At 60.1% G+C, this 26301-nt stretch carries 20 protein-coding genes and 1 pseudogene; 19 read left to right on the plus strand and 2 right to left on the minus strand.

Annotated features, from left to right (window positions below):
- Nucleotides 1-99: 99 nt before the first annotated feature.
- From D8V06_RS22710 to ureC, 17 genes are all read left to right on the plus strand, one after another.
- Nucleotides 100-2217, plus strand: coding sequence for a TonB-dependent copper receptor (locus D8V06_RS22710; RefSeq protein WP_130931858.1), 2118 nt, complete (start codon nucleotides 100-102; stop codon nucleotides 2215-2217).
- A 110-nt stretch (nucleotides 2218-2327) separates the two neighbouring features.
- On the plus strand, nucleotides 2328-3707 hold the full coding sequence (locus D8V06_RS22715; RefSeq protein WP_130931859.1) for a PepSY domain-containing protein: 1380 nt from the start codon (nucleotides 2328-2330) through the stop codon (nucleotides 3705-3707).
- A 202-nt stretch (nucleotides 3708-3909) separates the two neighbouring features.
- Entirely contained in the window at nucleotides 3910-4698 is a 789-nt protein-coding gene (locus tag D8V06_RS22720; protein WP_130931860.1) for an ABC transporter ATP-binding protein, read from the plus strand.
- The gene (locus D8V06_RS22725; RefSeq protein WP_130904000.1) at nucleotides 4695-5645 is read left to right on the plus strand and encodes an ABC transporter substrate-binding protein; all 951 of its coding nucleotides are present in this window, start codon (nucleotides 4695-4697) and stop codon (nucleotides 5643-5645) included. The genes D8V06_RS22720 and D8V06_RS22725 overlap by 4 nt, the downstream gene beginning before the upstream one ends.
- Nucleotides 5642-6652 (plus strand): iron ABC transporter permease, encoded by a 1011-nt coding sequence (locus tag D8V06_RS22730; protein ID WP_130931861.1) that lies wholly within the window; start codon nucleotides 5642-5644, stop codon nucleotides 6650-6652. The genes D8V06_RS22725 and D8V06_RS22730 overlap by 4 nt, the downstream gene beginning before the upstream one ends.
- Before the next feature lie 197 nt (nucleotides 6653-6849).
- Nucleotides 6850-7272, plus strand: a complete 423-nt coding sequence (locus D8V06_RS22735) for a hypothetical protein (RefSeq protein WP_056852437.1) — start codon at nucleotides 6850-6852, stop codon at nucleotides 7270-7272.
- Nucleotides 7273-7596: 324 nt separating this feature from the next.
- Entirely contained in the window at nucleotides 7597-8862 is a 1266-nt protein-coding gene (gene urtA, locus D8V06_RS22740; protein ID WP_056852436.1) for an urea ABC transporter substrate-binding protein, read from the plus strand.
- 283 nt (nucleotides 8863-9145) lie between these two features.
- Nucleotides 9146-10648, plus strand: coding sequence for an urea ABC transporter permease subunit UrtB (gene urtB / locus D8V06_RS22750; RefSeq protein WP_056852435.1), 1503 nt, complete (start codon nucleotides 9146-9148; stop codon nucleotides 10646-10648).
- Nucleotides 10648-11727 (plus strand): urea ABC transporter permease subunit UrtC, encoded by a 1080-nt coding sequence (urtC, locus tag D8V06_RS22755; RefSeq protein ID WP_130931862.1) that lies wholly within the window; start codon nucleotides 10648-10650, stop codon nucleotides 11725-11727. The genes urtB and urtC overlap by 1 nt, the downstream gene beginning before the upstream one ends.
- On the plus strand, nucleotides 11724-12593 hold the full coding sequence (gene urtD / locus D8V06_RS22760; RefSeq protein WP_056852433.1) for an urea ABC transporter ATP-binding protein UrtD: 870 nt from the start codon (nucleotides 11724-11726) through the stop codon (nucleotides 12591-12593). Before urtC ends, urtD begins: the two co-directional genes overlap by 4 nt.
- Nucleotides 12594-12755: 162 nt before the next feature.
- Nucleotides 12756-13454, plus strand: coding sequence for an urea ABC transporter ATP-binding subunit UrtE (gene urtE, locus D8V06_RS22770; RefSeq protein ID WP_019582243.1), 699 nt, complete (start codon nucleotides 12756-12758; stop codon nucleotides 13452-13454).
- A 148-nt stretch (nucleotides 13455-13602) separates the two neighbouring features.
- Entirely contained in the window at nucleotides 13603-14442 is an 840-nt protein-coding gene (locus D8V06_RS22775) for an urease accessory protein UreD (RefSeq protein WP_130908064.1), read from the plus strand.
- Between the two features lie 138 nt (nucleotides 14443-14580).
- Nucleotides 14581-14883: an urease subunit gamma gene (gene ureA, locus D8V06_RS22780; RefSeq protein ID WP_056852431.1), complete on the plus strand. Its 303-nt coding sequence runs from the start codon at nucleotides 14581-14583 to the stop codon at nucleotides 14881-14883.
- Nucleotides 14884-14892: 9 nt separating this feature from the next.
- Nucleotides 14893-15426: a GNAT family N-acetyltransferase gene (locus D8V06_RS22785; RefSeq protein WP_056852430.1), complete on the plus strand. Its 534-nt coding sequence runs from the start codon at nucleotides 14893-14895 to the stop codon at nucleotides 15424-15426.
- Nucleotides 15427-15432: 6 nt separating this feature from the next.
- The gene (locus tag D8V06_RS22790; protein WP_056852429.1) at nucleotides 15433-15966 is read left to right on the plus strand and encodes a GNAT family N-acetyltransferase; all 534 of its coding nucleotides are present in this window, start codon (nucleotides 15433-15435) and stop codon (nucleotides 15964-15966) included.
- Complete coding sequence (locus D8V06_RS22795) at nucleotides 15966-16274, plus strand: urease subunit beta (protein WP_056852428.1); 309 nt, start codon at nucleotides 15966-15968, stop codon at nucleotides 16272-16274. Before D8V06_RS22790 ends, D8V06_RS22795 begins: the two co-directional genes overlap by 1 nt.
- A 184-nt stretch (nucleotides 16275-16458) precedes the next feature.
- On the plus strand, nucleotides 16459-18159 hold the full coding sequence (gene ureC, locus D8V06_RS22800) for an urease subunit alpha (protein WP_130903996.1): 1701 nt from the start codon (nucleotides 16459-16461) through the stop codon (nucleotides 18157-18159).
- A gap of 102 nt (nucleotides 18160-18261) precedes the next feature.
- On the opposite strand, the gene D8V06_RS22805 is transcribed toward ureC, so the two are convergent.
- Nucleotides 18262-23559 carry an NEL-type E3 ubiquitin ligase domain-containing protein gene (locus D8V06_RS22805; RefSeq protein WP_130931863.1) on the minus strand — a complete coding sequence of 1766 codons (5298 nt, stop codon included), beginning with the start codon at nucleotides 23557-23559 and terminating at the stop codon, nucleotides 18262-18264.
- A 346-nt stretch (nucleotides 23560-23905) separates the two neighbouring features.
- Between D8V06_RS22805 and D8V06_RS22810 the strand changes: the two genes are divergently transcribed.
- The gene (locus D8V06_RS22810) at nucleotides 23906-25033 is read left to right on the plus strand and encodes a HAMP domain-containing sensor histidine kinase (RefSeq protein ID WP_130931864.1); all 1128 of its coding nucleotides are present in this window, start codon (nucleotides 23906-23908) and stop codon (nucleotides 25031-25033) included.
- A 146-nt stretch (nucleotides 25034-25179) separates the two neighbouring features.
- Nucleotides 25180-25995 (plus strand): annotated as a pseudogene (locus tag D8V06_RS22815) (RHS repeat-associated core domain-containing protein); the annotation flags it as partial.
- 59 nt (nucleotides 25996-26054) lie between these two features.
- Here the strand turns inward: D8V06_RS22815 and D8V06_RS22820 are convergent.
- A partial coding sequence (locus D8V06_RS22820) for a chaperone modulator CbpM (protein WP_130931866.1) occupies nucleotides 26055-26301 on the minus strand: 247 nt, incomplete at its 5' end.

Here is a 26301-nt window from a genome sequence, read left to right on the forward strand (position 1 = left end):
GCCCATCGTCGCGTAAACAGCCACCTCTGATTTCACACGGTTGAGAAGACAGCTCTGGTTGTCCGCCGTGTCGTTTACGACTGCTCGATGGAAATTGCAATGTCCAGGTTTTCTGCTGACACACGCTTGAGCCCTGCCCAAGTGTCTTTTACCCCGAACGAATCCATGATTCGTTTCAGGCACGCCACCGCCATTCTGTGCGGGGCCTTGCTGACACCTTCGGTGCTGGCCGATGAACACGCAGGTCATGCTGAAGAACTGAGCCCGACGGTCATCACCGCCATTGCCCCGAGTTCGCCGCTGACCATCGTCACCAATCCGAAAGACCCGCGGCAACCGGTGCCGGCCAGCGATGGTTCGGATTATCTGAAAACCATCCCGGGATTCGCCCAGGTGCGCAATGGCGGTACCAACGGCGATCCGGTGCTGCGGGGCATGTTCGGTTCGCGCCTGAACATTCTCACCAACGGCGGCATGATGCTTGGCGCTTGCCCAGGGCGGATGGACGCCCCCACCTCCTACATCTCACCGGAAACCTACGACAAGCTTACGGTCATCAAAGGCCCGCAGACCGTACTTTGGGGACCGGGGGCTTCGGCCGGCACCATCCTCTTCGATCGCGAACCGGAAAGTTTCGGTGAACTGGGTACGCGGGTTAACGCCAGTGTGCTGGCCGGCTCCAATGGCCGTTTCGATAAAGTGCTGGACGCCGCTGCTGGCGGGCCACTGGGCTACGTGCGGGTGATTGGCAACACCGCCCAGGCCGACGATTACAAGGACGGCAACAACGACACCGTCGCCTCGCGTTATGACAAATGGAACGGCGATGTCGCACTGGGCTGGACCCCGGACGCCGATACCCTGCTGGAGCTGACCGCAGGCAAGGGTGACGGCGAGGCCCGGTACGCCGGTCGCGGCATGGACGGTTCACAATTCAAGCGCGAAAGCCTGGGCCTGCGCTTCGAGAAATCCAACCTCAGCGACGTACTGGAAAAGCTCGAAGCCCAGGTCTATTACAACTACGCCGACCACGTGATGGACAACTACACCCTGCGCACGCCGTCCGGTACCGGGATGATGGCCGGACCAATGGCGTCCAATGTCGACCGCCGGACCCTCGGCGCGCGAATCAAGGGCACCTGGCGCTGGGCCGATATGCAGTTGATCAGTGGGATCGACGCGCAGACCAACGAACATCGCCAGCGCAGCGCCATGGGTGTCGACGCCTACAAGGACCAGCCATACACCAAGGATGCCGACTTCCATAACTACGGGGTGTTCGGCGAATTGACCTGGTACGCCGCCGACCGTGACCGATTGATCAGCGGTGCACGCCTGGACCGCGCTTCGGCCAAGGATTACCGGCAGACCACCGGTTCAGGAATGATGACCCGGCCGAACCCGACTGCCGATGACACCCGCGCGGACACCCTGCCCAGCGGTTTCATCCGCTACGAACACGACTTGGCCGACAGCCCGACCACGCTGTATGCGGGCCTGGGGCACACCCAGCGGTTCCCGGATTACTGGGAGCTGTTTTCGCCCAAGTCCGGCCCCGCCGGTTCGGTGAATGCCTTCGACTCGATCAAACCGGAAAAGACCACCCAGCTCGACTTCGGCCTGCAATACAAGACCGAAGACCTCGAAGCCTGGGCTTCGGCTTATGTCGGTCAGGTGCACGACTACATCCTGTTCAACTACACCCCGACAATGATGGGCACGACCTCGCAAGCCGAGAACATCAACGCGCGGATCATGGGTGGCGAATTGGGCGCCGCCTACAACTTCACCGAACACTGGAAAGCCGATGCGACCCTGGCCTACGCCTGGGGCAAGAACAGCAGCGATGGCAGTGCATTGCCGCAAATGCCGCCGCTGGATGCGCGTTTTGGCCTGACCTACAGCGAAGACAACTGGAGCGCTGGCGCACTGTGGAGAGTGGTCGCCGCGCAAAACCGTATCGACCAGAACAAAGGCAACGTGGTTGGCAAGGACTTCGACAAGACGCCGGGCTTCGGCGTGTTCTCCCTCAACGGCGCCTATCGGATCAACAGCCACTGGAAGGTCAGCAGCGGCATCGACAACCTGTTCGGCAAGGCGTACGCCGAACACTTGAACCTGGCCGGCAACGCCGGTTTCGGCTACCCGGCCAATGACCCGCAAGCCATAAAGGAGCCGGGGCGCACGCTCTGGACCAAGGTGGACATGAGCTTTTGAATGCTTCGCGGGCAGCCCGCTCCCCTGTAGGAGCGAGGCTTGCCCGCGATCGGTTGCGCAGCAACCGCAAAACAAACAACTAAAAGATCCAGCCAAGCGGAGCACACGTGATGAAACAGCCCAAAGTGAATTTCTACAACCTGGCCTGGCGCTGGCATTTCTATGCCGGATTGTTCGTTGCGCCATTCATGGTAATGCTGGCGCTGACCGGCACGATTTATCTGTTCAAACCGCAGCTCGACTCGCTGATGTACAGCAGCCTGCTCAACGTCCCGGCCGGCCATCACACGATCCCGGCCGATGACTTGCTCAAACGCGTAAAGGACTCGTATCCACAAGCGACGATCAAGCAATACCTGCCACCGGTCAACGCCGAGCGCAGCGCCCAGTTTGTCGTGATCAAAGACGGCACCGAGCTGAATGTGTTCGTCGATCCGTACCATGGCGACATTCTTGGCGAACAGGACGCCAGGAAGAACCTGCAAGCCATTGCCCGGGCGATCCACGGCGAACTGATGATCGGTACCGTCGGTGACCGACTGGTGGAACTGGCTGCCGGGTGGGGCGTGGTGCTGGTGGTTTCCGGGGTGTTCTTGTGGTGGCCGCGCGGTCAGGCAGCGGGCATCTTGTGGCCGCGCCTCAGTAGTCGTGGCCGCGTGCTGTGGCGCGACTTGCACGCCGTCACCGGTTTCTGGGGCGCATCCCTGTTGTTGGTGATGCTGCTGAGCGGCATGACCTGGACCGGGTTCTGGGGCCAACAATATGCGGCCGTGTGGAACGTGTTTCCGGCGGCGATGTGGGACGACGTACCGAAGTCCGACGTCGAAGCGCGCAGCCTCAACAGTGCCACGCGCCAGACTGTCCCTTGGGCCATGGAAAACACACCGATGCCGATGTCCGGCGCTCACGCCGAACACATGGCCCACGGTGGTGCCCAGGCTGGCCCGGCGGCGCCGAGCATCAGCTTGCAAGACGTGCAGAACATCGCCACCCAAGGCAAGGTCGAACCGGGTTACAGCATCACCTTGCCGACGACCGCCACCGGTGTTTTCACCATCGCGGTGTTCGCCGACGACCCGCGCAATGACGCCACGCTGCACGTCGACCAGTACACCGGCAAGGTCCTCGCCGATGTGCGCTACGAGCATTACGGCGCTGTCGCTCGCGCCACGGAAATCGGCGTGATGCTGCACGAAGGCAAGATGTTCGGTGTGGTCAACCAGATCATCGTGCTGCTGATCTGCCTGATGATCCTGCTCAGCGCCGTCAGCGGCGTGGTGATCTGGTGGAAGCGTCGCCCGCAAGGCAAGCTCGGTGTTCCGCCGCTGCGTCATGATCTGCCAAAGTGGAAAACCGCGATGGTCATCATGTTCGCATTGGCGGTGGCATTTCCGCTGGTGGGCGCTTCGCTGGTAGTGGTGTGGGTGCTCGATCGCCTGGTGCTGTCGCGCTTCATCCGGGAAACTGAAAGCGCCTCATCTTCATCGTGAGTCAGGCGAGATGCGCGGGAGCCTTGGCCCTGTAAACTGCCCGCGCGTCATCCTGGCAACTCAGGGTTACTTGCTGGCCTCATCGCGGGCAAGCCCGCTCCCACAGGGTCCATGTCTTACGCAATTTTTGTGATCGACATAACACCTGTGGGAGCTGGCTTGCCAGCGAAGGGTCCGTTCGCTTCACCTAAAGAGTCACTGCATGACTTCGCTGAACCTCACAAATATTTCCTGGACTCCCCTTGGCCACGGCCATTGTCATCACCAGTTCCAGCTGCGTGATGCCTCGCTGCGCGTGGCCGCCGGCGAGCTTGTCGGGTTGATCGGCCCTAACGGCAGTGGCAAGACCAGCCTGTTGCGTTGTGCCTGGCGCTTCAGCAAACCGCAAAGCGGCGAGGTCGGGCTCGGCCATCACAACGTCTGGAAGCAATCCTCGCGCTGGTGCGCGCAACGCATCGCCGTGGTGCTGCAGGAGTTCCCCGATGCCTTCGGGCTGACCGTCGAAGAAGTCGTCGCCATGGGGCGCACGCCGCACAAAGGCCTGTTCGATGGCGACACTGTCGAGGATCGAAACCTCGTCCTCCACGCTCTGGAATCAGTTGGCCTCAAGGGCTTCGAAGACCATGCGTTTACCACCCTGTCCGGCGGTGAAAAGCAGCGGGTGATCCTGGCCCGCGCGTTGGCCCAGCAACCGCAACTGCTGATCCTCGACGAGCCGACCAATCACCTTGATCCGCGCTATCAGCTGGAGCTGTTGCAGTTGGTCAAGCGCTTGAAGATCGGCACCCTGGCGAGCATCCATGACCTCAATCTGGCCGCGGCGTTCTGCGATCGGCTGTACGTGATCGATCACGGCCGCATCGTCGCTTGCGGCACACCGAAAGAAGTCCTCAACGCCGCGTTGTTGCGTAACGTGTTCGGCGTCGAAGCGTTGATCGATGAACATCCCTTGCACGGCTACCCCCGTATTACCTGGATAACCCAACCATGAATCTGCTGCGTTCCAGTCTTTCCCTCGCGGTGTTGCTGGGCAGCGCCCAGGCGTATGCCGAGCCCACGCATTACCCGTTGACGGTGCAGAGCTGCAATCGTCAAGTGACCTTCCAGCAGGCGCCGAAACACGCGGTCAGCCACGACATCAACATGACCCAAATGATGCTCGCCCTTGGCCTCAAGCCACAGATGGTCGGGTACAGCGGCGTCAGTGGCTGGAAAGCGGTGACGCCACAGATGCAGAGCATCCTCGACGGCTTGCCGGAGCTGGCGGCCAAGTACCCGTCGGTGGAAACCCTGCTCAACGCCAATGTCGATTTCTTCTTCGCCGGTTGGGATTACGGCATGCGTGTCGGCGGTGACCTCACGCCGCAAACCCTGCAACCGTTGGGCATCAATGTCTACGAACTGACCGAGTCCTGCGCATTCGTGATGAAGCGTCCACCGGCCAGCCTCGAAGACACGTACAACGACCTGCGCAACCTCGGCAGGATTTTCGACGTGCAGGATCGCGCCGATGCCGTGATCAGTGAAATGCAGGCGCAAGTCAGCAGGATTCGCAAGGGTCTGCCCGCCGATAAGCCCAGGGTCTTTCTCTATGACAGCGGTGAAGACCGGGCCATGACGTCCGGTCGCCTGGGCATGCCGCAAGCGCTAATCGATGCCGCCGGCGGGCAAAACATTCTCGCCGATGTCGACGCGAGCTGGACCCGGGTCAACTGGGAGAACGTGGTTGAGCGCAACCCGCAGGTGATCGTGATCGTCGACTATGGCGAAGTCACCGCCGAACAGAAGATTGAATTCCTGCGCAGCAACAAGGCGCTGCAATCGGTGGACGCGATCAAGCACCAACGCTTCATCGTCATTCCCTACGTGCAGGCCACCCCGGGGATCGACAACGTCCTGGCGGTGGAAACCCTGGCCAAGGGTTTGCACGGCGCATGATCAATCGTCGCTACGCCTTGTTGCTGATGGCCCTTGGCGCGCTGCTGCTGGTGTCGTGCGTGGTATCGCTGGGATTCGGCCCGGCGCGGGTGCCGGTGGACGTGGTCTGGCGGATTCTCCTGCACAAGTTGTTCGGCGTTGGTGTGCAGGAGTGGAGCGCCGGGCAGGCACATATCGTCTGGCTGATCCGCGTACCGCGCATGTTGCTCGGTGCGCTGGTCGGCGCCGGGTTGGCGCTGGTCGGCGCGGTGCTGCAAGCGGCGACCCGCAATCCGCTGGCCGATCCGCATCTGCTGGGAGTCACCTCCGGCGCAACCCTGGGCGCGGTGATCGTGATGTTGCATGTCGGTGAAATCGTTGGCTTGCTGACCTTGCCGATTGCAGCATTCATCGGTGCATTGTTGAGCATGCTGGTGGTGCTGATGATCGCCAGCCGCCACGGTCGACTCGAAAGTGAACGCCTGCTGCTGTGCGGCGTGGCGGTGTCGTTCGTGATGATGGCGGTTGCCAACTTGCTGCTGTTCATGGGCGACCATCGCGCCAGTTCGGCGGTGATGTTCTGGATGCTCGGTGGTCTCGGGCTGGCGCGCTGGGAATTGCTCGCGGTGCCCGCCGCCAGCGTGTTGATTGGGTTGGTGCTGATGCTGGGCATGGCTCGACCGCTCAATGCGTTGATGGCCGGCGAGCAGACTGCCGTGACGCTGGGATTGAATGCGCGATCCGTGCGGTTGCGAGTGTTCGTGATCGCTTCGCTGATGACCGGGGTGCTGGTGTCGATCAGCGGCTCCATTGGTTTTGTCGGGTTGATGGTGCCGCATATTGCGCGGCGACTGGTCGGCGCGGAACACCGTAGATTGCTGCCGGTGTGCGTACTGCTCGGCAGCGTGTTTCTGGTATGGGTCGACGTCGCCGCCCGGACGCTGATCGCGCCCGAAGACTTGCCCATCGGCGTGGCCACCGCCGCGATTGGCGGCTTGTTTTTCATCGGTTTGATGCGACGTCGTTAACATCATGTTTAATTAAAACAAACTAAAAACCACATGGAGGTCTGGAAAAGTCTCGTATTGAGTTGGCACTTAACAAATCCATGACCACGCTCATACTCCGCTCCAGCAAGTTACATAATAAAAACTTGCGCACATTAATGACGATTATTCCTACACCTTAACCGTCATAATTCTTACAGGAGCGGAAAGAGGTAACCATGTTCAAAAAACTCATCATAGCCATCGCACTTGTTTCAACGCCTGCATGGGCAGCCAAGCCACCCTTTACTGGCGTTGACTACAGCGGCCGATATCAATGTACCGGAATGGACAGTCACATCGGCCCGTTTGAAGGGGTTGTCGACATGAAACTCAATGCCGAACAAAGTACCGGCGAACATGGCGCCTACGGTTTTACCCTGACATTGCCCGACAACTCGCGGTATGACGGGTTTGCCGCCGCCAACTTGAATTCCCTGGCGATTTACTTTGCCCATACCGACCCGTCGCTCAAGGACTACGGTGTCGGGATAGCGAACATCGCGTCCACGCCTGACGGGAAAACTTCATTCACCAAGTACTACTACGGCCCGGAGTACGAAGGTGGCGGACATGGTTTTGAAACCTGCATCAAAAGCTGACACTCGTCGCTTACAAAACTGATACCCACTGTTGAATCCTGCTCGCGGTGGCGATTTTTCAGCCAGCGCAGATGTTGTCTGATCTACCGCTATCGCGAGCAGGCTCGCGCCTACAGTTTGATCGGCACGGCTCGCCCCAATCTGGCGCGGCCACCTGCACCAGCGCGCCAACAGCGTTCTCTCATGGTGCATCCCGCCAACGCTCAATCGCTCTAAACCGACATTTTCCTACCTTTGCCCGACCGGGCACAGCCCTTGCTAAAGACCCTTCAGTAGTCCGCATCTGCCACCCAAGAAAATTCATAAGTTCATGGAGATCGCACAATGAAGCGTCGCAGTTTGATCAAGGCTTTCACACTTTCGGCAAGCATTGCCGCGATGGGCATGACCTGGACCGTCCAGGCTGCCGAGACCATCAAGGTCGGTATTCTGCATTCGTTGTCCGGCACCATGGCGATCTCCGAAACGTCGCTCAAAGACATGGCGCTGATGACCATCGACGAGATCAATGCCAAGGGCGGCGTGAACGGCAAGATGCTGGAGCCGGTGGTCGTGGACCCTGCGTCCAACTGGCCGCTGTTCGCCGAAAAGGGCCGCCAGCTGCTGACCCAGGACAAGGTCGCCGTGGTGTTCGGTTGCTGGACTTCGGTGTCGCGCAAATCGGTACTGCCGGTGTTCGAAGAGCTCAATGGCCTGCTGTTCTATCCGGTGCAGTACGAAGGCGAAGAGATGTCGCCGAACGTGTTCTACACCGGCGCCGCGCCGAACCAGCAGGCGATCCCCGCCGTTGAATACCTGATGAGCGAAGAAGGCGGCAGCGCCAAGCGTTACTTCCTGCTCGGCACCGACTACGTCTACCCGCGCACCACCAACAAGATCCTGCGTTCGTTCCTGCACTCCAAAGGTGTGGCCGACAAGGACATCGAAGAGGTCTACACGCCGTTCGGTCACAGCGACTATCAAACCATCGTCGCCAACATCAAGAAGTTCTCGGCCGGCGGCAAGACGGCGGTCATCTCCACCGTCAACGGTGACTCCAACGTGCCGTTCTACAAAGAACTGGCCAACCAGGGGCTCAAAGCCACCGACGTTCCAGTCGTGGCGTTCTCGGTGGGCGAAGAAGAACTGCGCGGCATCGACACCAAACCGCTGGTGGGCAACCTCGCGGCGTGGAACTACTTCGAATCGGTGGAGAACCCGGCGAACAAGAAATTCGTTGCCGACTGGAAAGCCTACGCCAAGAAACACAACCTGCCAGGCGCTGACAAAGCCGTGACCAACGACCCGATGGAGGCCACTTACGTCGGCATCCACATGTGGGCGCAGGCCGCTGAAAAAGCCAAGTCCACCGACGTCGACAAAGTCCGTGAAGCCCTCGGCGGCCAGACCTTCGCCGCGCCGTCCGGCTACACCCTGACCATGGACAAGACCAACCACCACCTGCACAAGCCGGTGATGATCGGCGAGATCCAGGCCGACGGTCAGTTCAACGTCGTATGGCAGACCGAAGGCCCGATTCGCGCCCAGCCGTGGAGCCCGTTCATTCCGGGCAACGACAAGAAGCCGGAGTATGCGGTGAAGAGCAACTGAGTTATCCCGCTCAACCTGATCGTTCCCACGCTCTGCGTGGGAATGCCTCAACGGACGCTCTGCGTCCGCTTCAGGGACGCGGAGCGTCCCGGGCTGCATTCCCACGCGGAGCGTGGGAACGATCAAAACCAACTTCCAGTGGGAGCGGTTTTTGTGGCGAGGGAGCTTGCTCCCGTTGGACTGCGCAGCAGTCCTTTTTTGGGGCCGTTTCGCGTCCCAGCGGGAGCAAGCTCCCTCGCCACAAGAGCCAGCCTTCACATTAGTCCGAGCAAGGCGACTCTCTATGCCCACTGCCCTCTACCGCTTTCTCCTCGCCCTCGCGTTGTTGCTGCCGATGGCCACTCACGCCGGCGACGCCGAAGACTTCGTCGCCGCCAATCCCGTGCAGCAAGCCAAGTTGCTCGAAGCCTGGGCCGCGCAGCCCGATCCGGTCCGCGTCGAGCTGATCAATGCCCTGCAACAAGGCGTATTGACCGTCGACGGCCAACCGAAAACCTTGCGCCTGAACAATCGCTTGCGGGGGTTGATCGACACCGCCCTGGCCAGCCATCAGTTGCTCGCCGCCGACGCCAGACTGCGTCTGGCCGCTGCACAGCAACTACAGAAAAGCGCCAAACCGGCGCAGTTGAAATTCCTCGACCAGCAGCTTGCTGGCGAACAGGACGAAAGCGTCCATGCCGCACTGAGCCTTGCCCTGGCCAATCTGCAATTGGTTGATGCCGACCCGGCTGTGCGGCTCGCCGCTGTGCGCCTGCTCGGTGAAACCGGTGACCCGCTGGCCCGCACCCGGCTCGAAGGCTTGCTCGATCCCGCCGTTGAAACCGATGCCACTGTACGCACAGCGGCCGAAACCAGCCTGGCCCAGGTCAAACGCAAACTGCTGATCGGCGAGCTTGTGGGCCAGGCCTTCAGCGGCATGTCGCTGGGTTCGATTCTGCTGCTCGCAGCGTTGGGCCTGGCGATCACCTTCGGCCTGCTCGGCGTGATCAACATGGCCCACGGCGAAATGCTGATGCTCGGTGCCTACTCGACCTATGTCGTGCAATTGATGTTCCAGCGCTACGCGCCGCAGGCCATTGAGTTCTATCCACTGATCGCCTTGCCCGTGGCCTTTTTTGTCACCGCCGCCATCGGCATGGCGCTGGAGCGTACGGTGATTCGCCACCTCTATGGCCGCCCACTGGAGACCCTGCTCGCCACCTGGGGCATCAGCCTGATGCTGATTCAACTGGTGCGTCTGGTGTTCGGCGCGCAGAACGTTGAAGTGGCCAACCCCGCGTGGCTGTCGGGCGGCATTCAAGTGCTGCCCAATCTGGTTCTACCGTACAACCGCATCGTCATCATCGCCTTCGCCTTGTTTGTGGTGGTGCTGACCTGGCTGCTGCTGAACAAGACACGCCTGGGCCTGAACGTGCGCGCCGTCACCCAGAACCGCAACATGGCGGCCTGTTGCGGCGTGCCCACCGGACGCGTGGACATGCTCGCCTTCGGCCTCGGTTCGGGCATTGCCGGTCTGGGTGGCGTTGCGCTGAGCCAGATCGGCAACGTCGGCCCGGATCTGGGCCAGAGCTACATCATCGACTCGTTCCTGGTGGTGGTGCTCGGCGGCGTCGGGCAATTGGCCGGCAGCGTGTTCGCCGCGTTTGGCCTGGGGATCGCCAACAAGATTCTCGAACCGCAGATCGGCGCCGTGCTCGGCAAGATCCTCATCCTCGCGCTGATCATTCTGTTCATCCAGAAACGTCCGCAAGGTCTCTTTGCACTGAAAGGACGGGTAATCGACTGATGAACCAGCCTCTGATTGTCACGGCTACCCAAAAGGCCGGCCCGAAAGTCACGATCGCTGTCGGCGCGGTGATCCTCGCCCTGCTGCTGGCATTGCCGCTGCTGTCGTTGCTACCGGTGGACAGCACGTTGCATGTATCCGCCTACACGCTGACGCTGGTGGGCAAGATTCTCTGCTACGCCATCGTTGCCCTGGCGCTGGACCTGGTCTGGGGTTACGCCGGCCTGCTGTCCCTGGGCCATGGTCTGTTCTTCGCCCTCGGCGGTTACGCGATGGGCATGTACCTGATGCGCCAGGCCTCGGGAGATGGCTTGCCGGCGTTCATGACGTTCCTGTCGTGGACCGAGCTGCCGTGGTACTGGGCCGGCACCAGCAGCTTCCTCTGGGCCCTGTGCCTGGTGGTGTTGGCGCCGGGTCTGCTGGCGCTGGTGTTCGGCTTTTTCGCCTTCCGTTCGCGGATCAAGGGCGTGTATTTCTCGATCATGACCCAGGCCCTGACCTTCGCCGGGATGCTGCTGTTTTTCCGCAACGAAACCGGCTTCGGTGGCAACAACGGCTTCACCAACTTCCGCACGATTCTCGGCTTCGGCATTACTGAACCCGGCACCCGCGCCGTGCTGTTTTTCGCCACGGTGCTGTTGCTGGTGGCGAGCCTGTACATCGGCTGGCGGCTGGCGCAAAGCAAGTTCGGCCGAGTGCTGACCGCGCTGCGCGATGCGGAGAATCGCTTGATGTTCTGTGGCTACGATCCGCGGGGTTTCAAGTTGTTCGTGTGGGTGTTGAGCGCTGTGCTATGCGGTTTGGCCGGCGCGTTGTATGTGCCGCAAGTCGGCATCATCAACCCGAGTGAAATGTCGCCGACCAACTCGATTGAAGCGGCGGTGTGGGTGGCCCTCGGCGGTCGTGGCACCTTGATCGGTCCGTTGCTCGGTGCCGGCGTGGTCAACGGCATGAAGAGCTGGTTCACCGTGGCGTTCCCCGAGTATTGGCTGTTCTTCCTCGGTGCGCTGTTCATTGTCGTGACCTTGTATTTGCCCAAAGGCGTGATCGGTTTGCTGAAAAAGAGAGGTGAGCAATGAGAGTCACTGCGACGGCGCAATTCATGCTCGAACCCGCGTTCTTCCCCGTGGAGCCCAACAAGGACGCCGGCACCAGCCGCGACACCATCGGCCTTGGTCAACGCGCCGGCAAGGGCCTGAACACCCGCCACGGCACCATCCTGACCCTGGAAGACATCAGCGTCAGCTTCGATGGCTTCAAGGCCCTGAACGATCTGAACCTGTACATCGGCGTCGGCGAACTGCGCTGCATCATCGGCCCCAACGGCGCGGGCAAGACCACGTTGATGGACGTGATCACCGGCAAGACCCGGCCCAGCCACGGCAAGGCCTGGTTTGGCGAAACCCTGGACCTGACACAGATGAGCGAAGTGCAGATCGCCCAGGCCGGTATCGGTCGCAAGTTCCAGAAGCCCACAGTGTTCGAGGCCCTGAGCGTTTTTGAGAATCTGGAGCTGGCGCAGAAAACCGACAAGTCGGTGTGGGCCAGCCTGCGGGCGCGGCTCAATGGTGAGCAAAAGGATCGCATCGCCGAAGTGCTCGATACCATTCGCCTGACCGCGTCGGTCAATCGCCCCGCCGGGTTGCTGTCACACGGGCAAAAGCAGTTTCTGGAGATCGGCATGTTGCTGATGCAGGACCCACAACTGCTGCTGCTCGACGAACCGGTTGCCGGCATGACCGACGCCGAAACCGAATTCACCGCCGAGCTGTTCAAGACCCTGGCCGGCAAGCATTCGCTGATGGTGGTGGAACACGATATGGGCTTCGTCGGCTCGATTGCCGACCACGTCACCGTGTTGCATCAGGGCAGCGTGTTGGCCGAAGGGTCGCTTGCGCAGGTACAGGACAACGAGCGGGTGATCGAGGTCTACCTCGGTCGCTGATTTTGCGAATTGATCGTTCCCATGCTCCGCGTGGGAATGCCGCCTGGGACGCTCCGCGTCCCGCTGACAATGCAGGGCTCAAGTCCTGCGCATGGTGACGCTGAGCGTCACGGAATGCATTCCCACGCAGAGCGTGGGAACGATCACGGGGAGAACATGGACATGCTGCAAGTCGACAAGCTGCACCAATATTATGGCGGTAGCCACATCCTGCGCGGCCTGACGTTTGAGGTGAAGGTCGGTGAAGTCACCTGCCTGCTCGGGCGTAACGGCGTGGGCAAGACCACGTTGCTCAAATGCCTGATGGGGCTGCTGCCGGCCAAGGAAGGTGCGGTCAATTGGGAAGGTAAACCGATCACCACCTTCAAGCCGCACCAACGGGTGCACGCCGGCATCGCCTACGTGCCGCAAGGCCGGGAAATCTTCGGCCGCCTGACCGTGGAAGAAAACCTGCTGATGGGTCTTTCACGCTTTCCAGGCAGTGAAGCGAAAGAAGTCCCGGCGTTCATCTACGAATTGTTCCCGGTGCTGCTGCAGATGAAGCAACGCCGCGGTGGCGACCTTTCCGGTGGTCAGCAACAGCAACTGGCCATTGGTCGCGCACTGGCCAGCCGCCCACGCCTGCTGATCCTCGATGAGCCCACCGAAGGCATCCAGCCCTCGGTGATCAAGGAGATCGGCGCAGTGATCAAGAAACTCGCTGCCCGTGGCGACATGGCCATTCTGCTGGTGGAGCAGTTCTACGATTTCGCCGCCGAACTGGCCGATCAATACCTGGTGATGTCCCGGGGCGAAATCGTGCAACAGGGTCGCGGCGAGAACATGGAAGCGGAAGGCGTGCGCGGACTGGTCACGATCTGAGTCATTCCAAGCACCAATTTGTCGCACTCCTCGTTGCGCCGCGCCCCTTGCTGGTGCGCGGCGCGCCTTAACAATCCTGCTCTTGCGGATAAATACCTGCGGCACAGCCTTTGCAACCCTGCTGTCGAACTCCCGAAAAGCATTGACCATGACTCTTCCCGCATCCGGCATTTCGTTTACCCCCAGTTGGCATGCCGAGCTGGAACTGGGCTACGCCCGGTTCAACGACGCCACGCGCCCGGTCCAGCGCCGGCACAAAGGCCCGCTGCGGGTGCAAAAACACCTGTATGCCGAAGGTCCCGAAGTCTGCCAGCACATCATCGTCCACCCGCCGGGCGGGATTGCCGGCGGTGATCGCCTGAACATTTCGGCCGATGTCGGTTCCCGCGCCTGGGCGCAAATCACCAGTCCCGGGGCAGCCAAGTGGTATCGCGCGGCAGGCCCTGCCTATCAGCGGCTGGACTTGAAAGTAGCCGCCGGTGCGACACTGGAATGGCTGCCCCAGGAAACGATCATTTTCAGTGCAGCGCAGGCCGAACTCAGCACCTCTGTCGAGCTTGAAGGCGATGCCCGTCTGTTCTACTGGGATGTGGTGGCCCTGGGCCGACCGGCCAGCGGTGAGCGTTTCAACCTCGGGCACTTTCAGGCGCAACTGGAGATCCGTCGCGACGGCCAGTTGCTCTGGCATGAACGCCAGCGCATTGTCGGCAATGACGGCCTGCTCGATTCACCGATCGGGCTGGATGGTCAACCGGTGTTTGGCACCTTGTTGGTGACTGGCGAGATAGATAGTGAGTTGCTGGAGAAATGCCGCTCGCTGCCCAACGAAGTGCGCGGGGACCTGACCCAGTTGCCCGGGTTGCTGGTGGCTCGATGCCTGGCCAGTGAGGCATTGCTGGCACGGGGCTGGCTGATTGAATTGTGGAAGTTGCTGCGCCCAGCGCTTTTGGATCGCGAAGCCATGCCACCACGCATCTGGAACACCTGAACACCGAACCCTGTGGGAGCTGGCTTGCCAGCGATGCTTTTGGCGGCATCGAGGTCCTCATCGCTGGCAAGCCAGCTCCCACAGGGTTCGTGTTTACATGCCCGAATACCTTTTAATCTGCCCTGATGGATTGCACCAATGGACCTGACCCCACGTGAAAAAGACAAGCTGCTGATCTTCACCGCCGGCCTCGTCGCCGAGCGGCGTTTGGCGCGCGGTGTGAAACTCAATTACCCGGAAGCCATGGCCTACATTTCCGCGGCGCTGCTCGAAGGCGCGCGCGATGGTCGAACCGTGGCCGAACTGATGCACTTGGGCACCACCTTGCTCAGCCGCGAACAAGTAATGGAGGGTATCCCGGAGATGATTGCGGAGATCCAGGTCGAAGCGACGTTCCCCGATGGCACCAAACTGGTCACCGTCCACCAACCGATCGCCTGAGGTCCCGCCATGACTTACCACATCCGCGATGCCGTGCATGCCGATCTTGCGGCGATCCGCGATATTTACAACGACGCCGTGCTCAACACCACCGCGATCTGGAACGAACATGCCGTGGACCTCGACAACCGTCAGGCCTGGTTCCACGCCCGACAGGCGCAGGCGTATCCGATCCTGGTAATCGTCGATATGGACGACGCCGTACTGGGCTACGCTTCTTTCGGCGACTGGCGCCCATTCGACGGCTTCCGCCACACCGTCGAGCACTCGGTCTACGTACGCAGCGATCAACGCGGCAATGGCCTGGGGCCGCAACTCATGGACGTGCTGGTAGCGCGCGCCCGAGGTTGCGGCAAACACGTCATGGTCGCGGCCATCGAAAGTGGCAACACCGCCTCGATCCGCTTGCATGAGCGCATCGGTTTCGTCACCACCGGGCAGATGCCACAAGTGGGTACCAAATTCGGGCGCTGGCTGGACCTGACCTTCATGCAACTGACCCTCAATCCTGGCGCACAGCCACCTGCCGCCCACAAGGAGTGATCGCTCATGAATCCCGCCCAACTGCGACGCGTCAATGTAGAAAGCTTTGCGCACTACCGTCAGGGCCTGATTGATCTGCTGCTCGATGCCGTCGGCTATGGCGCCAGTGTCGGCTTCATGGCCGACCTCGATGCCACGCAGGCCCACGCCTATTTCGATGAGGTTCAGGACAATCTCAACAAAGGCAATTTGTTGCTGTGGGTGGTGGTCAAGGACGAACAGGTGCAAGCCAGCGTGCAACTGGGCCTGTGCCGCAAAGCCAATGGCCTGAACCGCGCCGAAGTGCAGAAATTGCTGGTGCGCGAACATGCGCGACGTCGTGGCCTGGGCCAACAGTTGATGACCGCATTGGAACAGGCCGCCTTGCAACACAAGCGCGGCATGCTCTACCTCGACACTGAAGCCGGCTCGCCCGCTGAGGATTTCTACAAAGCCCTGGGCTACACCCGCGCCGGGGAAATCCCCGATTACGCCTGCGACCCGAGCGGCCGTTACAAGCCCACCGCCCTCTACTACAAGATTCTCCAAGGAGCCCATTGATGATTCCCGGTGAATACCAGATCCAGCCCGGCGACATCGAACTCAACGCCGGTCGCCGCACCATCAGCCTGACCGTGGCCAACAGTGGCGACCGGCCGATCCAGGTCGGTTCGCATTACCACTTTTTCGAAACCAACGACGCGTTGACCTTCGACCGCACCGCCAGCCGCGGCATGCGCCTGAACATCCCCGCCGGCACTGCCGTGCGCTTTGAACCGGGGCAGAGTCGCGACGTCGAGTTGGTGGATCTGGCGGGGCATCGTCGGGTGTTCGGGTTTGCCGGCAGGGTCATGGGCAATCTCGACTGAAATGTTCCCCTGTGGCGACGGAGCTTGCTCCCGCTCGAGTGCGAAGCGCTCGCTAATCAGAAACATGGGGTGTACCTGACGATATCCGATTGCAGGTTTCACGGCTGTTGCGCAGCCCAACGGGAGCAAGCTCCCTCGCCACAATGGATCGCAGGTTGACACCCATCATTTACAAGGCAAGCGCATGAAAATCTCAAGACAAGCCTACGCCGACATGTTCGGCCCCACCGTCGGCGACAAGGTGCGCCTGGCCGACACCGAACTGTGGATCGAAGTGGAAAAAGACTTCACCACCTATGGCGAAGAAGTGAAGTTCGGCGGCGGCAAGGTGATCCGCGATGGTCAGGGCCAGAGCCAATTGCTGGCCGCCGAAGTGGTCGACACGTTGATCACCAATGCGCTGATCATCGATCACTGGGGCATCGTCAAAGCTGACGTCGGCCTCAAGGACGGGCGCATCGCCGGCATCGGCAAGGCCGGCAACCCGGACGTGCAACCGGACGTGACCATTGCCATCGGGGCCAGCACCGAAGTCATCGCGGGCGAAGGCATGATCCTCACCGCCGGCGGCATCGACACCCACATCCACTTCATCTGCCCGCAGCAGATCGAAGAGGCGCTGATGAGCGGCGTCACCACCATGATCGGCGGCGGCACCGGTCCGGCCACCGGCACCAACGCCACCACCTGCACCTCCGGCCCGTGGCATCTGGCGCGCATGCTCCAGGCCGCCGATGCGTTCCCGATGAACATCGGCCTCACCGGCAAAGGCAACGCCAGCTTGCCGGAGCCGTTGATCGAGCAGGTCAAGGCCGGCGCCATCGGCCTCAAGTTGCATGAAGACTGGGGCACCACCCCGGCAAGCATCGACAACTGCCTGAGCGTCGCCGATCAGTTCGACGTGCAGGTGGCGATCCACACCGACACCCTCAACGAATCAGGCTTCGTCGAAACCACCCTCGCCGCTTTCAAGGGCCGCACCATCCACACCTATCACACCGAAGGTGCCGGTGGCGGTCACGCACCGGACATCATCAAGGCCTGCGGCTTCGCCAACGTGCTGCCGAGTTCGACCAACCCGACCCGACCGTTCACCCGTAACACCATCGACGAACACCTCGACATGCTGATGGTCTGCCATCACCTTGACCCGAGCATTGCCGAAGACGTGGCCTTCGCCGAAAGCCGTATTCGCCGCGAGACCATTGCCGCCGAAGACATCCTCCACGACCTCGGTGCGTTCTCGATGATCAGCTCCGACAGCCAGGCCATGGGTCGCGTCGGCGAAGTCATCACGCGCACCTGGCAGACCGCCGACAAGATGAAAAAACAGCGCGGGCCGCTGGCGGGTGACGGCACAGGCAACGACAACTTCCGCGCCAAACGCTACATCGCCAAGTACACCATCAACCCGGCGATCACCCACGGCATCAGTCACGAAGTGGGCTCGGTGGAAGTGGGCAAATGGGCCGACCTGGTGCTTTGGCGCCCGGCATTCTTCGGCGTCAAACCGACGCTGATCCTCAAGGGTGGTGCCATTGCGGCCAGCCTGATGGGCGACGCCAACGCTTCAATTCCGACGCCGCAACCGGTGCACTACCGCCCGATGTTCGCCAGCTTCGGCGGCTCATTGCATGCCACCAGCATGACCTTCATCAGCCAGGCGGCACATGACGCCGGATTGCCCGAAGTCCTGGGATTGAAGAAGAAAATCGCCGTGGTCAAAGGCTGTCGCGACGTGCAGAAAACCGACCTGATCCACAACGACTACTTGCCGAACATCGACGTCGATCCGCAGACCTATCAGGTCAAGGCTGACGGCGAGTTGTTGTGGTGTGAGCCGGCGGATGTGTTGCCGATGGCGCAGCGCTATTTCCTCTTCTGAACATTCAAGGCAAGAAAAAACCCTGAGTGCGCGATCACTCAGGGTTTTAATGGCATCTATGGATGCGCTGGTTGCGCCTTCACATCGAAGAACAGAACCGTGTCAGTCAGTGGTCTCGAGCGTAAAGGCAGGCGGTTCAACCCGGCGCAGTTTTGCCCGGTCCATGGCTTGCTGAGTCAATTTCTTGAGGAGGGTTTCGCGCTCGTCCCTGATCAGGTCAAGCTCTGCGGCAAACACTTCATCGGTCACGACTTTCCCCGGCTCGAAGGCGCTTTCAGGTTTACCCAGTTCAGCGGCCAGCACCCTGATGTCTTCCTTCAGCTTCTCTCTTTCCTTGAGCGTCAGGTCCGAACCGGCGGCACGATCATCCAGAGCGACTTTGAACTCGGTCGTCGCTTCCGTCTTGCGATCAAAGACCCTGAACCGTGCGCGATTCGAGCGCTGCACATAGGTCCGCCAAAACGGCTGCTCGGCAATCGAATCACGCAGCAGATCGCCCTCCTCCAGCCCCAGGACCCGCTGGTAGGCGTCCTCGATCATTTCACTGGTAACGCCTGCGATCTGGCGAAACTGCATACCGCGCGCCTGCCAGGGCAGGTTAAGGCGCTCCGCCAGGTCCGTCATGAAGGCGAGATGGACCTCGACCTCATCGATGGTTCCGGTCACATTGCCTTCCTCATCGATGCGTCGAAATCGCTCGCCCGCGGCTTCGCGGTCGATGATATGACGACGGGCGATTCGCTCGATTTCATCCAGGCGGCTCTTGCCCCGGGCCAATTCGACCAACTGCGTTTCGATCAAACTGGCGTTGCCCAGTTCGAGGGCTTCCTGGACCAGCACATCGACCCCCAGAACATTGAACAGCTGGGTCGCGCCATCCACGCATTGGGTGCGCATCGACGCTTCGCTGAAAAATTTTGTGCGCAGCTCAGCGTCCCTCGCCATGGTCTCGATCATTCGCCACACCTTGGCCGTCAGATCGGTTCGATAGGCGCCGCCCGCGGTGAAGTCTGCCGATTGGGTCAGGCGCCTGATCTCGTCGAAGAAACCGTGCGAGTTGAACTCATCTTCAAGCGCATCCCAGAGCATTTGATTTTGTACCCATTGGTCAAAGGTAATGCCTTGCTGCCATTGCAGGGTGTCACGCACGCCCCGGGGAGGGTACGGGCGATCGGGGTCCAGCCCTGTCGACCTGATGTACTCCTTGAGCCGTTCCAGGTTTTCGGCTGACATGAAGGGCGGCTGGCGGCTGAGCAACGTACGCGCCAGTAACTCTGCATCGACCGAACCCGGGGTGACTTCGGGTATGTGCGTAAGCACGTTGTGTTGCAGGTCCAGATGGATATGCCGGGGGCGTGGAAGGTCGAAGAGCCCCGCAGGCCACGTGGTCGCGCCGGTGTCGTACAGCAGCAGCGTATGCAGGTCGGGCATGCGACTGATGTTCGGCAGCAGACCCAACGGGTTTCCTGCCAGCCCCAGGGTTTGCAGCTTCGTGCAGCGACCGAGCACGTCGACATCGGAGGCCATCAGCACAATCCGGTTGCCCGAGAGCTCGAGGAAATTGAGGTGCGGCATCTGGGCGATGTGTCGCGGCAAAGCCGTTAGTCGATTGTTGCCAAGGTCCAGGGCGCGCAACTTGCGAAACGGCTGAAGAAAGGATTGTTGCGCATCGGTCACGCCGCAGTTGAACATCTTCAGATAAGTGACATGGTCGAAATTGCCTTCCAGCGCCGGCATGTTTTTGAAATGCAGGTTCAGAGGAAAGCTGCTCAAGTCCAGTTTCTCTCCAATCACATTGCCGAATGAGTCGAACTGTTTTGGCCCCGTGCGTTGCCAGCATTGCCTGATCTTGCGGGCGAACTGACTCCTCGCGTTCCGTTCGTCGAAGCCACTGGGGCTAAAACGGAAATCCCGGGTCGGCGAGTTCACCCATCGCTTGAGCGTTGAGCTCAACCGTTCGAATTCAAGTTCAAGTGCTTCAAGCTGCAGGTCGACCAGTATCCCTTGGCGGTTGAAACGCTCCAGCAACGCAGTGGACTCTTGCTCCGTGAAAGCGGGATAGAGCCTTCGTATCCGCGCCTGCGGACTTTGCTCAGCACGCCCGCCAACGAGTTCACGCAAATACCCCAACATTCCACCTGGCAAACGCATGGCTTGCAGGTCGTACAACGGTTTACGGATCGGCTGCTCCAGCAGAATCGGCTCGAACTGCTCATGGCTCAGTGGCGAACGCCGCACCGCTTCCTTGAGCCGTGCATTTTCGTGAATGTCATAACCCAGTGCGTTGCGCTCATTGTCAGGCAGCGCATGCAGCACCGAAGCATAGAGGTCGTCGGTACCGTGCAAGTGGTGATCATTTGCGTCACGCGCCTGGTAGAGGCCATCTTCGTCCAGCACCAGCACCTTACGGATCGGTGCCTGCGCCGGCCCCACGCTGGCGAGCAAATCCCCGGAAAATCCCAGGTGACGAATTTCGATCCGCACTTGCGTCGACCAACCGGGCAGGCTGGCCAGCGTGGCGAGTTCGAGCCGGCGGGTATCGGCACTTACCAGTTCATCGAGGTAAAGCCCCTCATAGGCCCGGTTCAAGCGCACGTGCTCCTGCGCCAGGCGGGCCTGCCGGCGCAAACGCAACGGCAGGCGGCGTTTCTCGGTCAGATGCTGCAGGTCCGCAGGCTCGGCACTCTCGAGTAATTCTTGCGCGACGCTGGCGGGCAGCTGCGCAAAATCATCCACCAGCAAACGCACTTGCGCGCTGCCGGACACATCGCGGCTCTTGTAGAGTGCGTCGAACAGACGCTTTTGTTGCTTGCGCGCCTGCATGGCCAGGCGACTGCGCAGCGCGTCGATCCGTGAGGACGTGTCATTGGCGACCTTCGCACCCAGCATCTCGCGAAGTTCAGCCGTGTCCAGCGACTCAATCACCCGTTCAGGCAGTTTCCCGGCCACCAACTCCGAGCGGCTGATTTTGAGGGTCTGTGGCTCAGCGGCCAGGGTGTTGCCATGCTTGACGGACGCACCGGTGCGGTCATCGCGTTCAAACACCTCCAGGGCCCGGGACTCCGGCCAGCGCGGCAGCTCGACCAGCGTCGCCGGCAGAAAACCGGACATTTCCTCCGACACCTGATCCGACAGGATTTGCTCGGGATAGCGTTGCGCGTCCGCATAGGTATTGAAACGTGTCAACGTATCGCGCAACAGCGCAGGCGGCGTTTCATGTTCAACATGCAACCGGCGCAACAGCCCCTCTTCAACGCCGCTCACTTGCTGGATCTTGGCCAGGGTAGATGCCGAGTAATTATCCAGTGAGTTGTCCAGGCGAGACACCAGTTGAGTCGCGTCCCACCTCAAGGGGTGCTCGGTTTCAGCTTTCCAGGCGCCGGCATTATTGTGCTCCACCCTGGGCTGATAGGCGCTTGGCCGGGTCGGATGCTGCAGACGATGCTCGCCCGTCACCGGGTCCTGGCGCACCCGATAATGCTTTTTCTCCAGGCGCAGCCACTGCTGATCGTTGTACTGATAAATCCCCAGATCATTGGGCTTGGCCTCGGCCGGCAGCATCACCGACTGCTCGTAAGGCGCCAGATCCGGTTTCCAGAGGCGGGTCTTGCCATCGGGCAGCTCCACCGGTTTGAGGCTGTCGATCATCGGGCTGGGTGTGACCGCCACCCGGGCGCCGCTGGGCAAGACATGCCCGGTGGCCATCAAGGCCAGTTGCGCAAAGTTGATCAAGACCGAGTTGATGTGCGTCGATGCTTCGTCCCGATCGCCCTTGCTCCAGTCCTCGATTCCCTCCAGCAGCTCTTCGCCAATCTGCGCCACCATCAACGCCAGCATGGCTTCGCCCAGCCCTGGAACCAGCATCGCGGCAAAGTTGAACAGGTTCCAGCCAATGTCCAGATAGCTGGTCAGGCGTTTCCAGCGGGTGGTGGCGTCTTCATCGCCGGTCGGCACCGCGATGACCCGAGCATCGCTGATCGCCTTGTCACGTTTTAGCCGGTACAGCTGTGCCCACAGCTCACCGGACAGCCGGTGGGTGACGGGTTCGGCATTCGGATTCTCGAACGCGGTTTCCCGCCACCATGGCCCCATGTCCAGCGGTTCGCGTTGCTGCCAGGTTATCCGGCTCAGCCGTTCCCTGACCCGGGCAAAGAACCGGCCCTTGTCTTTCTGCGCCACGAAACGGCTGAAGAATGCCTGATAGTCCGGCTCACGCAGCTGGCTGATCAGCACTTTCATGAAGTCCGTCAGCGAAGCGTATTCTTTCAAAGGGTGCACTGGGTCGTCCGGTACATAGGCAATCACCGGGCCGCTCAAGCGGTTTTGTTTATAGATGTCCCGCTGGCGCAGCATCTCTTCGCTGACCCCGGTAGGGCCGTTGGCGAAAAACGCCTGCAGCAGTTTGAACTTGTCGATGTCGTTGCCTGGCAATACCACCGATAACATGCTTGACAGGTTGAGCCAGGCAGCACGCTCATCAGGCGCCAGGGCCTCCACGGCAGCCTGGATTTTGCCGCCGTCGCCCTCGGCGCTGAACAACACCACACCGTGCAGCGAAAAGCCCATCAGGGACAGCCGATGTCGATGCAGCGGTCGGTGATGGAAACTGATGGCGCTTTTATTGTCGCGAACATCACGCAGGACACCGTAGGCATACGAACTGATATCGTCTTTCAACAGGGCAATCAGTGAAGCCAGTTCAAACGCCGCTTTCTCACTGGCCGCACCGCGCTGCTCCAGTACTTGCCTTTGCTGCGTGTCGGCCGGCAGCAGCAGGGATTTCAGATGGTTTTGATACTGAGCGCCGACGTCCAGCCGGCGACACAGCCTGGCGATTTTGCTGACTGACATCGACGGTATCAGCGACGGCTCCCCTCGCAAGTCGCTGCGGTAAACACCGGAACCACTCCTGAAATAATCAGCGGCGGTTTCCGGCTCTTCGAAGTTATGCAGCGCCGCGTCCAACAAGGTGGACTCACGCATATGGCTGGCACCGCGATCGATACCGAAGATGATTTTGTCCGGCACATACAGTTTAAGGGTCAACTGGCCGACGTCGTCATGACTGTTGAAGTTCGAACTCATCAACTGGGACAGCAAGGGTTTGGCAAACGCTCTGATGTCCTGTTGCAGGTCTTGCAACGGCGCCTCCACCAGTCGCTGCAACAACCAGCGCTTGTCGATCAACTCCTTGAGGTATTGCCGATCGACGGCGGAAGCTTTCAGGTACCAGCCCGGTGTCGAGACCGTGGTGCTGGCAAGCCTCGATACCCTCGCTGGCGGCGCCGTTTTTATGGCAGGCGGAAGCACCTGAACAATACGCTCATAATGAACACCGTTGTTTTGCGCCGGTGACAACGACGAACTTGAAACTTCATTAATATTCTGTAACTCATCCATTGACTTACAATCCAGAACAACCCGAGAAGCCTTCAGCTTAAGCCGCCAGACATAAAACAAAAGACTAAAAACCTGCTGAACTCCTCTGGGTAAAACTGAATAACCCTTCGAACATCAAAGAGTTGCACATATATAAATAACACCACACGCCTGCCAACTATGTCCGCCGCCGGCGACATGCTGTTATTAGCCCGGAAATGCCCTCGATCGCTCGATTGTCATTCACAGGCCCGATTTCGGCGGGGCGATGTCGACGGGTTTTGCCTCGGCATGAGCGGTCGTGTATTTCTCGCCAAAGGGGCTACTATTCGAATCGGTCTCCCTTGTTCATGTTCAGGAAATTGCCATGCGTCTTTCCGAGTTCATCGTGCTGAACGTTGATCGAATCGTCGATGAATGGGAGCTGTTCGCCGAAACCATCACCCCCGCGGCCGATCTTATGGACAGCGCCGCGCTACGCGACCATTCGAGGGCGATCCTGCTGGCCGCCGCTCGGGACATGAGCAAGCCTCAAACGCCCGATGAACAAGCGGCCAAGGCCAAAGGCGAAGGCCCGGAAAAAACTCCGAGCCTGGATGAGGCCGGCGCCAGTCACGGCGAACTGCGTCACACCGTGGGTTTCGATCTGGTGCAGATGACCAGCGAATTTCGCCACTTGCGCGCCTGTGTGATCCGTCTGTGGGTCGACAGCCTCGAGTCCCCCGACATGACCTATTTCCAGGACATGATTCGTTTCAATGAAGCCATCGACGAAGCCCTGGCCGAGTCCACGGCCGCCTATGCCGAAAGGGTCAATCGCTCGCGGGACATTTTCCTCGCCGTCCTCGGACACGACCTGCGTTCACCTTTGCAAGCGGTGAGCATGTCTACTGAAATGCTGCTGCGTAAAGCCGCCCTCGAAGGTGATGCGTTGAAATGCGCGGGCAACATCAAACGCGGCACCGGGCACATGGTGATGATGGTCAACGACTTGCTGGAACTGGTGCGCAGCCGTCTGGGCAAGAGCCTGCCCATCGAGCCCGCGCCCATGGACCTGGCCGAAACTGCACAGGAAGCCATTGCCCGGGCATGTGCCGCGCAACCGGAATGTGATCCGATCCTGAATATTCTCGGAGACACCAAGGGCGTGTGGGACTCGCGACGGCTGGATCAAATGCTGCAAAACCTGATCGGCAACGCGCTCCAGCATGGCTCGGACAAACGTCAGGTGACCGTGACGCTCAGGGGGGAGCAAAACAGCGTCCAACTGACGGTGCACAATGACGGAATCCCGATTCCCGCCGACGCGATCCCGACGATTTTCGACCCGCTGGTACGCAGCGCCAGCGAAGAGCTCGGCGAGCCCACCACCAGTCTTGGGTTGGGCTTGTTTATCGTCAAGGAAGTGGTCGATGCGCATCAGGGGACGATTGAGGTCAGCTCCAATGAGGCTGATGGCACGCTGTTTACGGTGATGTTGCCCAGGAATGTCTGAAAGCCGGGGCCACCGCACTATCAGTTCTGATAGTTCCCAAGTCCTGGCCGCCTGAGTAAAACTGGAGCACACATTCAATATGAAAGGCAGGCCTCGCGATGTCCCGCTCCGTCAGCAGTAATTACCCTTTGCGCCAGTCACATATTCTCCTGCTGGCCACCGACAGCAAAAACTCGGTGCTCGCCGAAGCAGTGGACGGCAAGACAAGCTCAATTGCGTATTCAGCCTATGGTGAACAATCCGGGCGGCAGGCGATTAGCGGGCGGCTGGGTTTTAACGGTGAGCTGCGCGAGGCTCGCATGGGCTGGTATCTGTTGGGTAATGGCTACAGGGCTTATAACCCGGCGTTGATGCGTTTTCATAGCCCGGATAGTTTGAGCCCATTTGGCAAGGGCGGGTTGAATGCGTATGTGTATTGCGTGGGAGATCCGGTGAATTATTCGGATCCGACGGGGCATATGCCCAAGAAAGTTTTAAAATTTTTTACGAAAAAAACGCCTAAGACTTTGACATCAGCACCCAGTACATCGAGCCTTAGCCCACTTATCAAGCCCGATACTCCCCCTGTAGTAAAACGTCCGCTTCCCGCTTTACCGGGAACTATTGAAGAGTCAACCGTTTCGTCCTTTCCACTGGATGAAAGTACTGGCGAGCCAATTTTCCAGGCTTTGCCTTCGCGGCGAACCTGGACTCCTCAGTCATCATCTCCTCTACCGAAAGAGATGATGACATATGAACAAATGGCTCAACGAGAACGCTCCGCTGGAAGTGGTTCGACATCAAGTTTGGCAAGCCAATCACCTTCTGCTCCCTATGTTGACAGGTCCACTAAGCCGAAGAGAGCTTCCCAACATATTCGTGAACTTACTGCCGATGAGTATCGTTCCGTCTCTACTATTGATCCTGACGATGTCGAACGTGTGGACTTGGCAAAGTACTCCGAGCTTCTGAGACTAACGTAAGGCACCAACAGCATCACACAGGGCAGCGTCGAAGTTACTTCACTTACATCAACATTGGTCTACTCCACCACCAACCGCCCCAACCGCTGCTTCAACATCCGGTTCTCCGCCCGCAGTTGCTGGACCTCTTCCAACAGGTCCAGCGCCAGGGCGACGCCTTCCCAATCCAGCTCCAGATCGCGCCGCAGCTTGGCGGCGCGTTTGGCCAGGGTCAGTTCGTAATCGGTGAAACGCCAGTCCCTGGGCACGGTGCCCTGAGGTTCGAGGATGCCGTGCTCGACGATTTCGATCACGTAGACGTCCGAC

It is taken from the genome of Pseudomonas sp. Sample_24 (assembly GCF_004307605.1).
Lineage (GTDB): Bacteria > Pseudomonadota > Gammaproteobacteria > Pseudomonadales > Pseudomonadaceae > Aquipseudomonas.

Excerpts from the sequence above, each read along its gene's own strand:
- ureA (WP_056852431.1), top strand. The coding sequence starts at position 14,581 with ATGGACCTGACCCCACGTGAAAAAGACAAGCTGCTGATCTTCACCGCC.
- urtE (WP_019582243.1), top strand. The coding sequence starts at position 12,756 with ATGCTGCAAGTCGACAAGCTGCACCAATATTATGGCGGTAGCCACATC.
- urtB (WP_056852435.1), top strand. The coding sequence starts at position 9,146 with ATGCCCACTGCCCTCTACCGCTTTCTCCTCGCCCTCGCGTTGTTGCTG.
- D8V06_RS22715 (WP_130931859.1), top strand. The coding sequence starts at position 2,328 with ATGAAACAGCCCAAAGTGAATTTCTACAACCTGGCCTGGCGCTGGCAT.
- urtA (WP_056852436.1), top strand. The coding sequence starts at position 7,597 with ATGAAGCGTCGCAGTTTGATCAAGGCTTTCACACTTTCGGCAAGCATT.
- urtC (WP_130931862.1), top strand. The coding sequence starts at position 10,648 with ATGAACCAGCCTCTGATTGTCACGGCTACCCAAAAGGCCGGCCCGAAA.
- D8V06_RS22795 (WP_056852428.1), top strand. The coding sequence starts at position 15,966 with ATGATTCCCGGTGAATACCAGATCCAGCCCGGCGACATCGAACTCAAC.
- D8V06_RS22735 (WP_056852437.1), top strand. The coding sequence starts at position 6,850 with ATGTTCAAAAAACTCATCATAGCCATCGCACTTGTTTCAACGCCTGCA.
- D8V06_RS22775 (WP_130908064.1), top strand. The coding sequence starts at position 13,603 with ATGACTCTTCCCGCATCCGGCATTTCGTTTACCCCCAGTTGGCATGCC.
- D8V06_RS22730 (WP_130931861.1), top strand. The coding sequence starts at position 5,642 with ATGATCAATCGTCGCTACGCCTTGTTGCTGATGGCCCTTGGCGCGCTG.
- urtD (WP_056852433.1), top strand. The coding sequence starts at position 11,724 with ATGAGAGTCACTGCGACGGCGCAATTCATGCTCGAACCCGCGTTCTTC.
- D8V06_RS22790 (WP_056852429.1), top strand. The coding sequence starts at position 15,433 with ATGAATCCCGCCCAACTGCGACGCGTCAATGTAGAAAGCTTTGCGCAC.
- D8V06_RS22720 (WP_130931860.1), top strand. The coding sequence starts at position 3,910 with ATGACTTCGCTGAACCTCACAAATATTTCCTGGACTCCCCTTGGCCAC.
- D8V06_RS22710 (WP_130931858.1), top strand. The coding sequence starts at position 100 with ATGTCCAGGTTTTCTGCTGACACACGCTTGAGCCCTGCCCAAGTGTCT.
- D8V06_RS22810 (WP_130931864.1), top strand. The coding sequence starts at position 23,906 with ATGCGTCTTTCCGAGTTCATCGTGCTGAACGTTGATCGAATCGTCGAT.
- D8V06_RS22805 (WP_130931863.1), bottom strand. The coding sequence starts at position 23,559 with ATGGATGAGTTACAGAATATTAATGAAGTTTCAAGTTCGTCGTTGTCA.
- D8V06_RS22785 (WP_056852430.1), top strand. The coding sequence starts at position 14,893 with ATGACTTACCACATCCGCGATGCCGTGCATGCCGATCTTGCGGCGATC.
- D8V06_RS22725 (WP_130904000.1), top strand. The coding sequence starts at position 4,695 with ATGAATCTGCTGCGTTCCAGTCTTTCCCTCGCGGTGTTGCTGGGCAGC.
- ureC (WP_130903996.1), top strand. The coding sequence starts at position 16,459 with ATGAAAATCTCAAGACAAGCCTACGCCGACATGTTCGGCCCCACCGTC.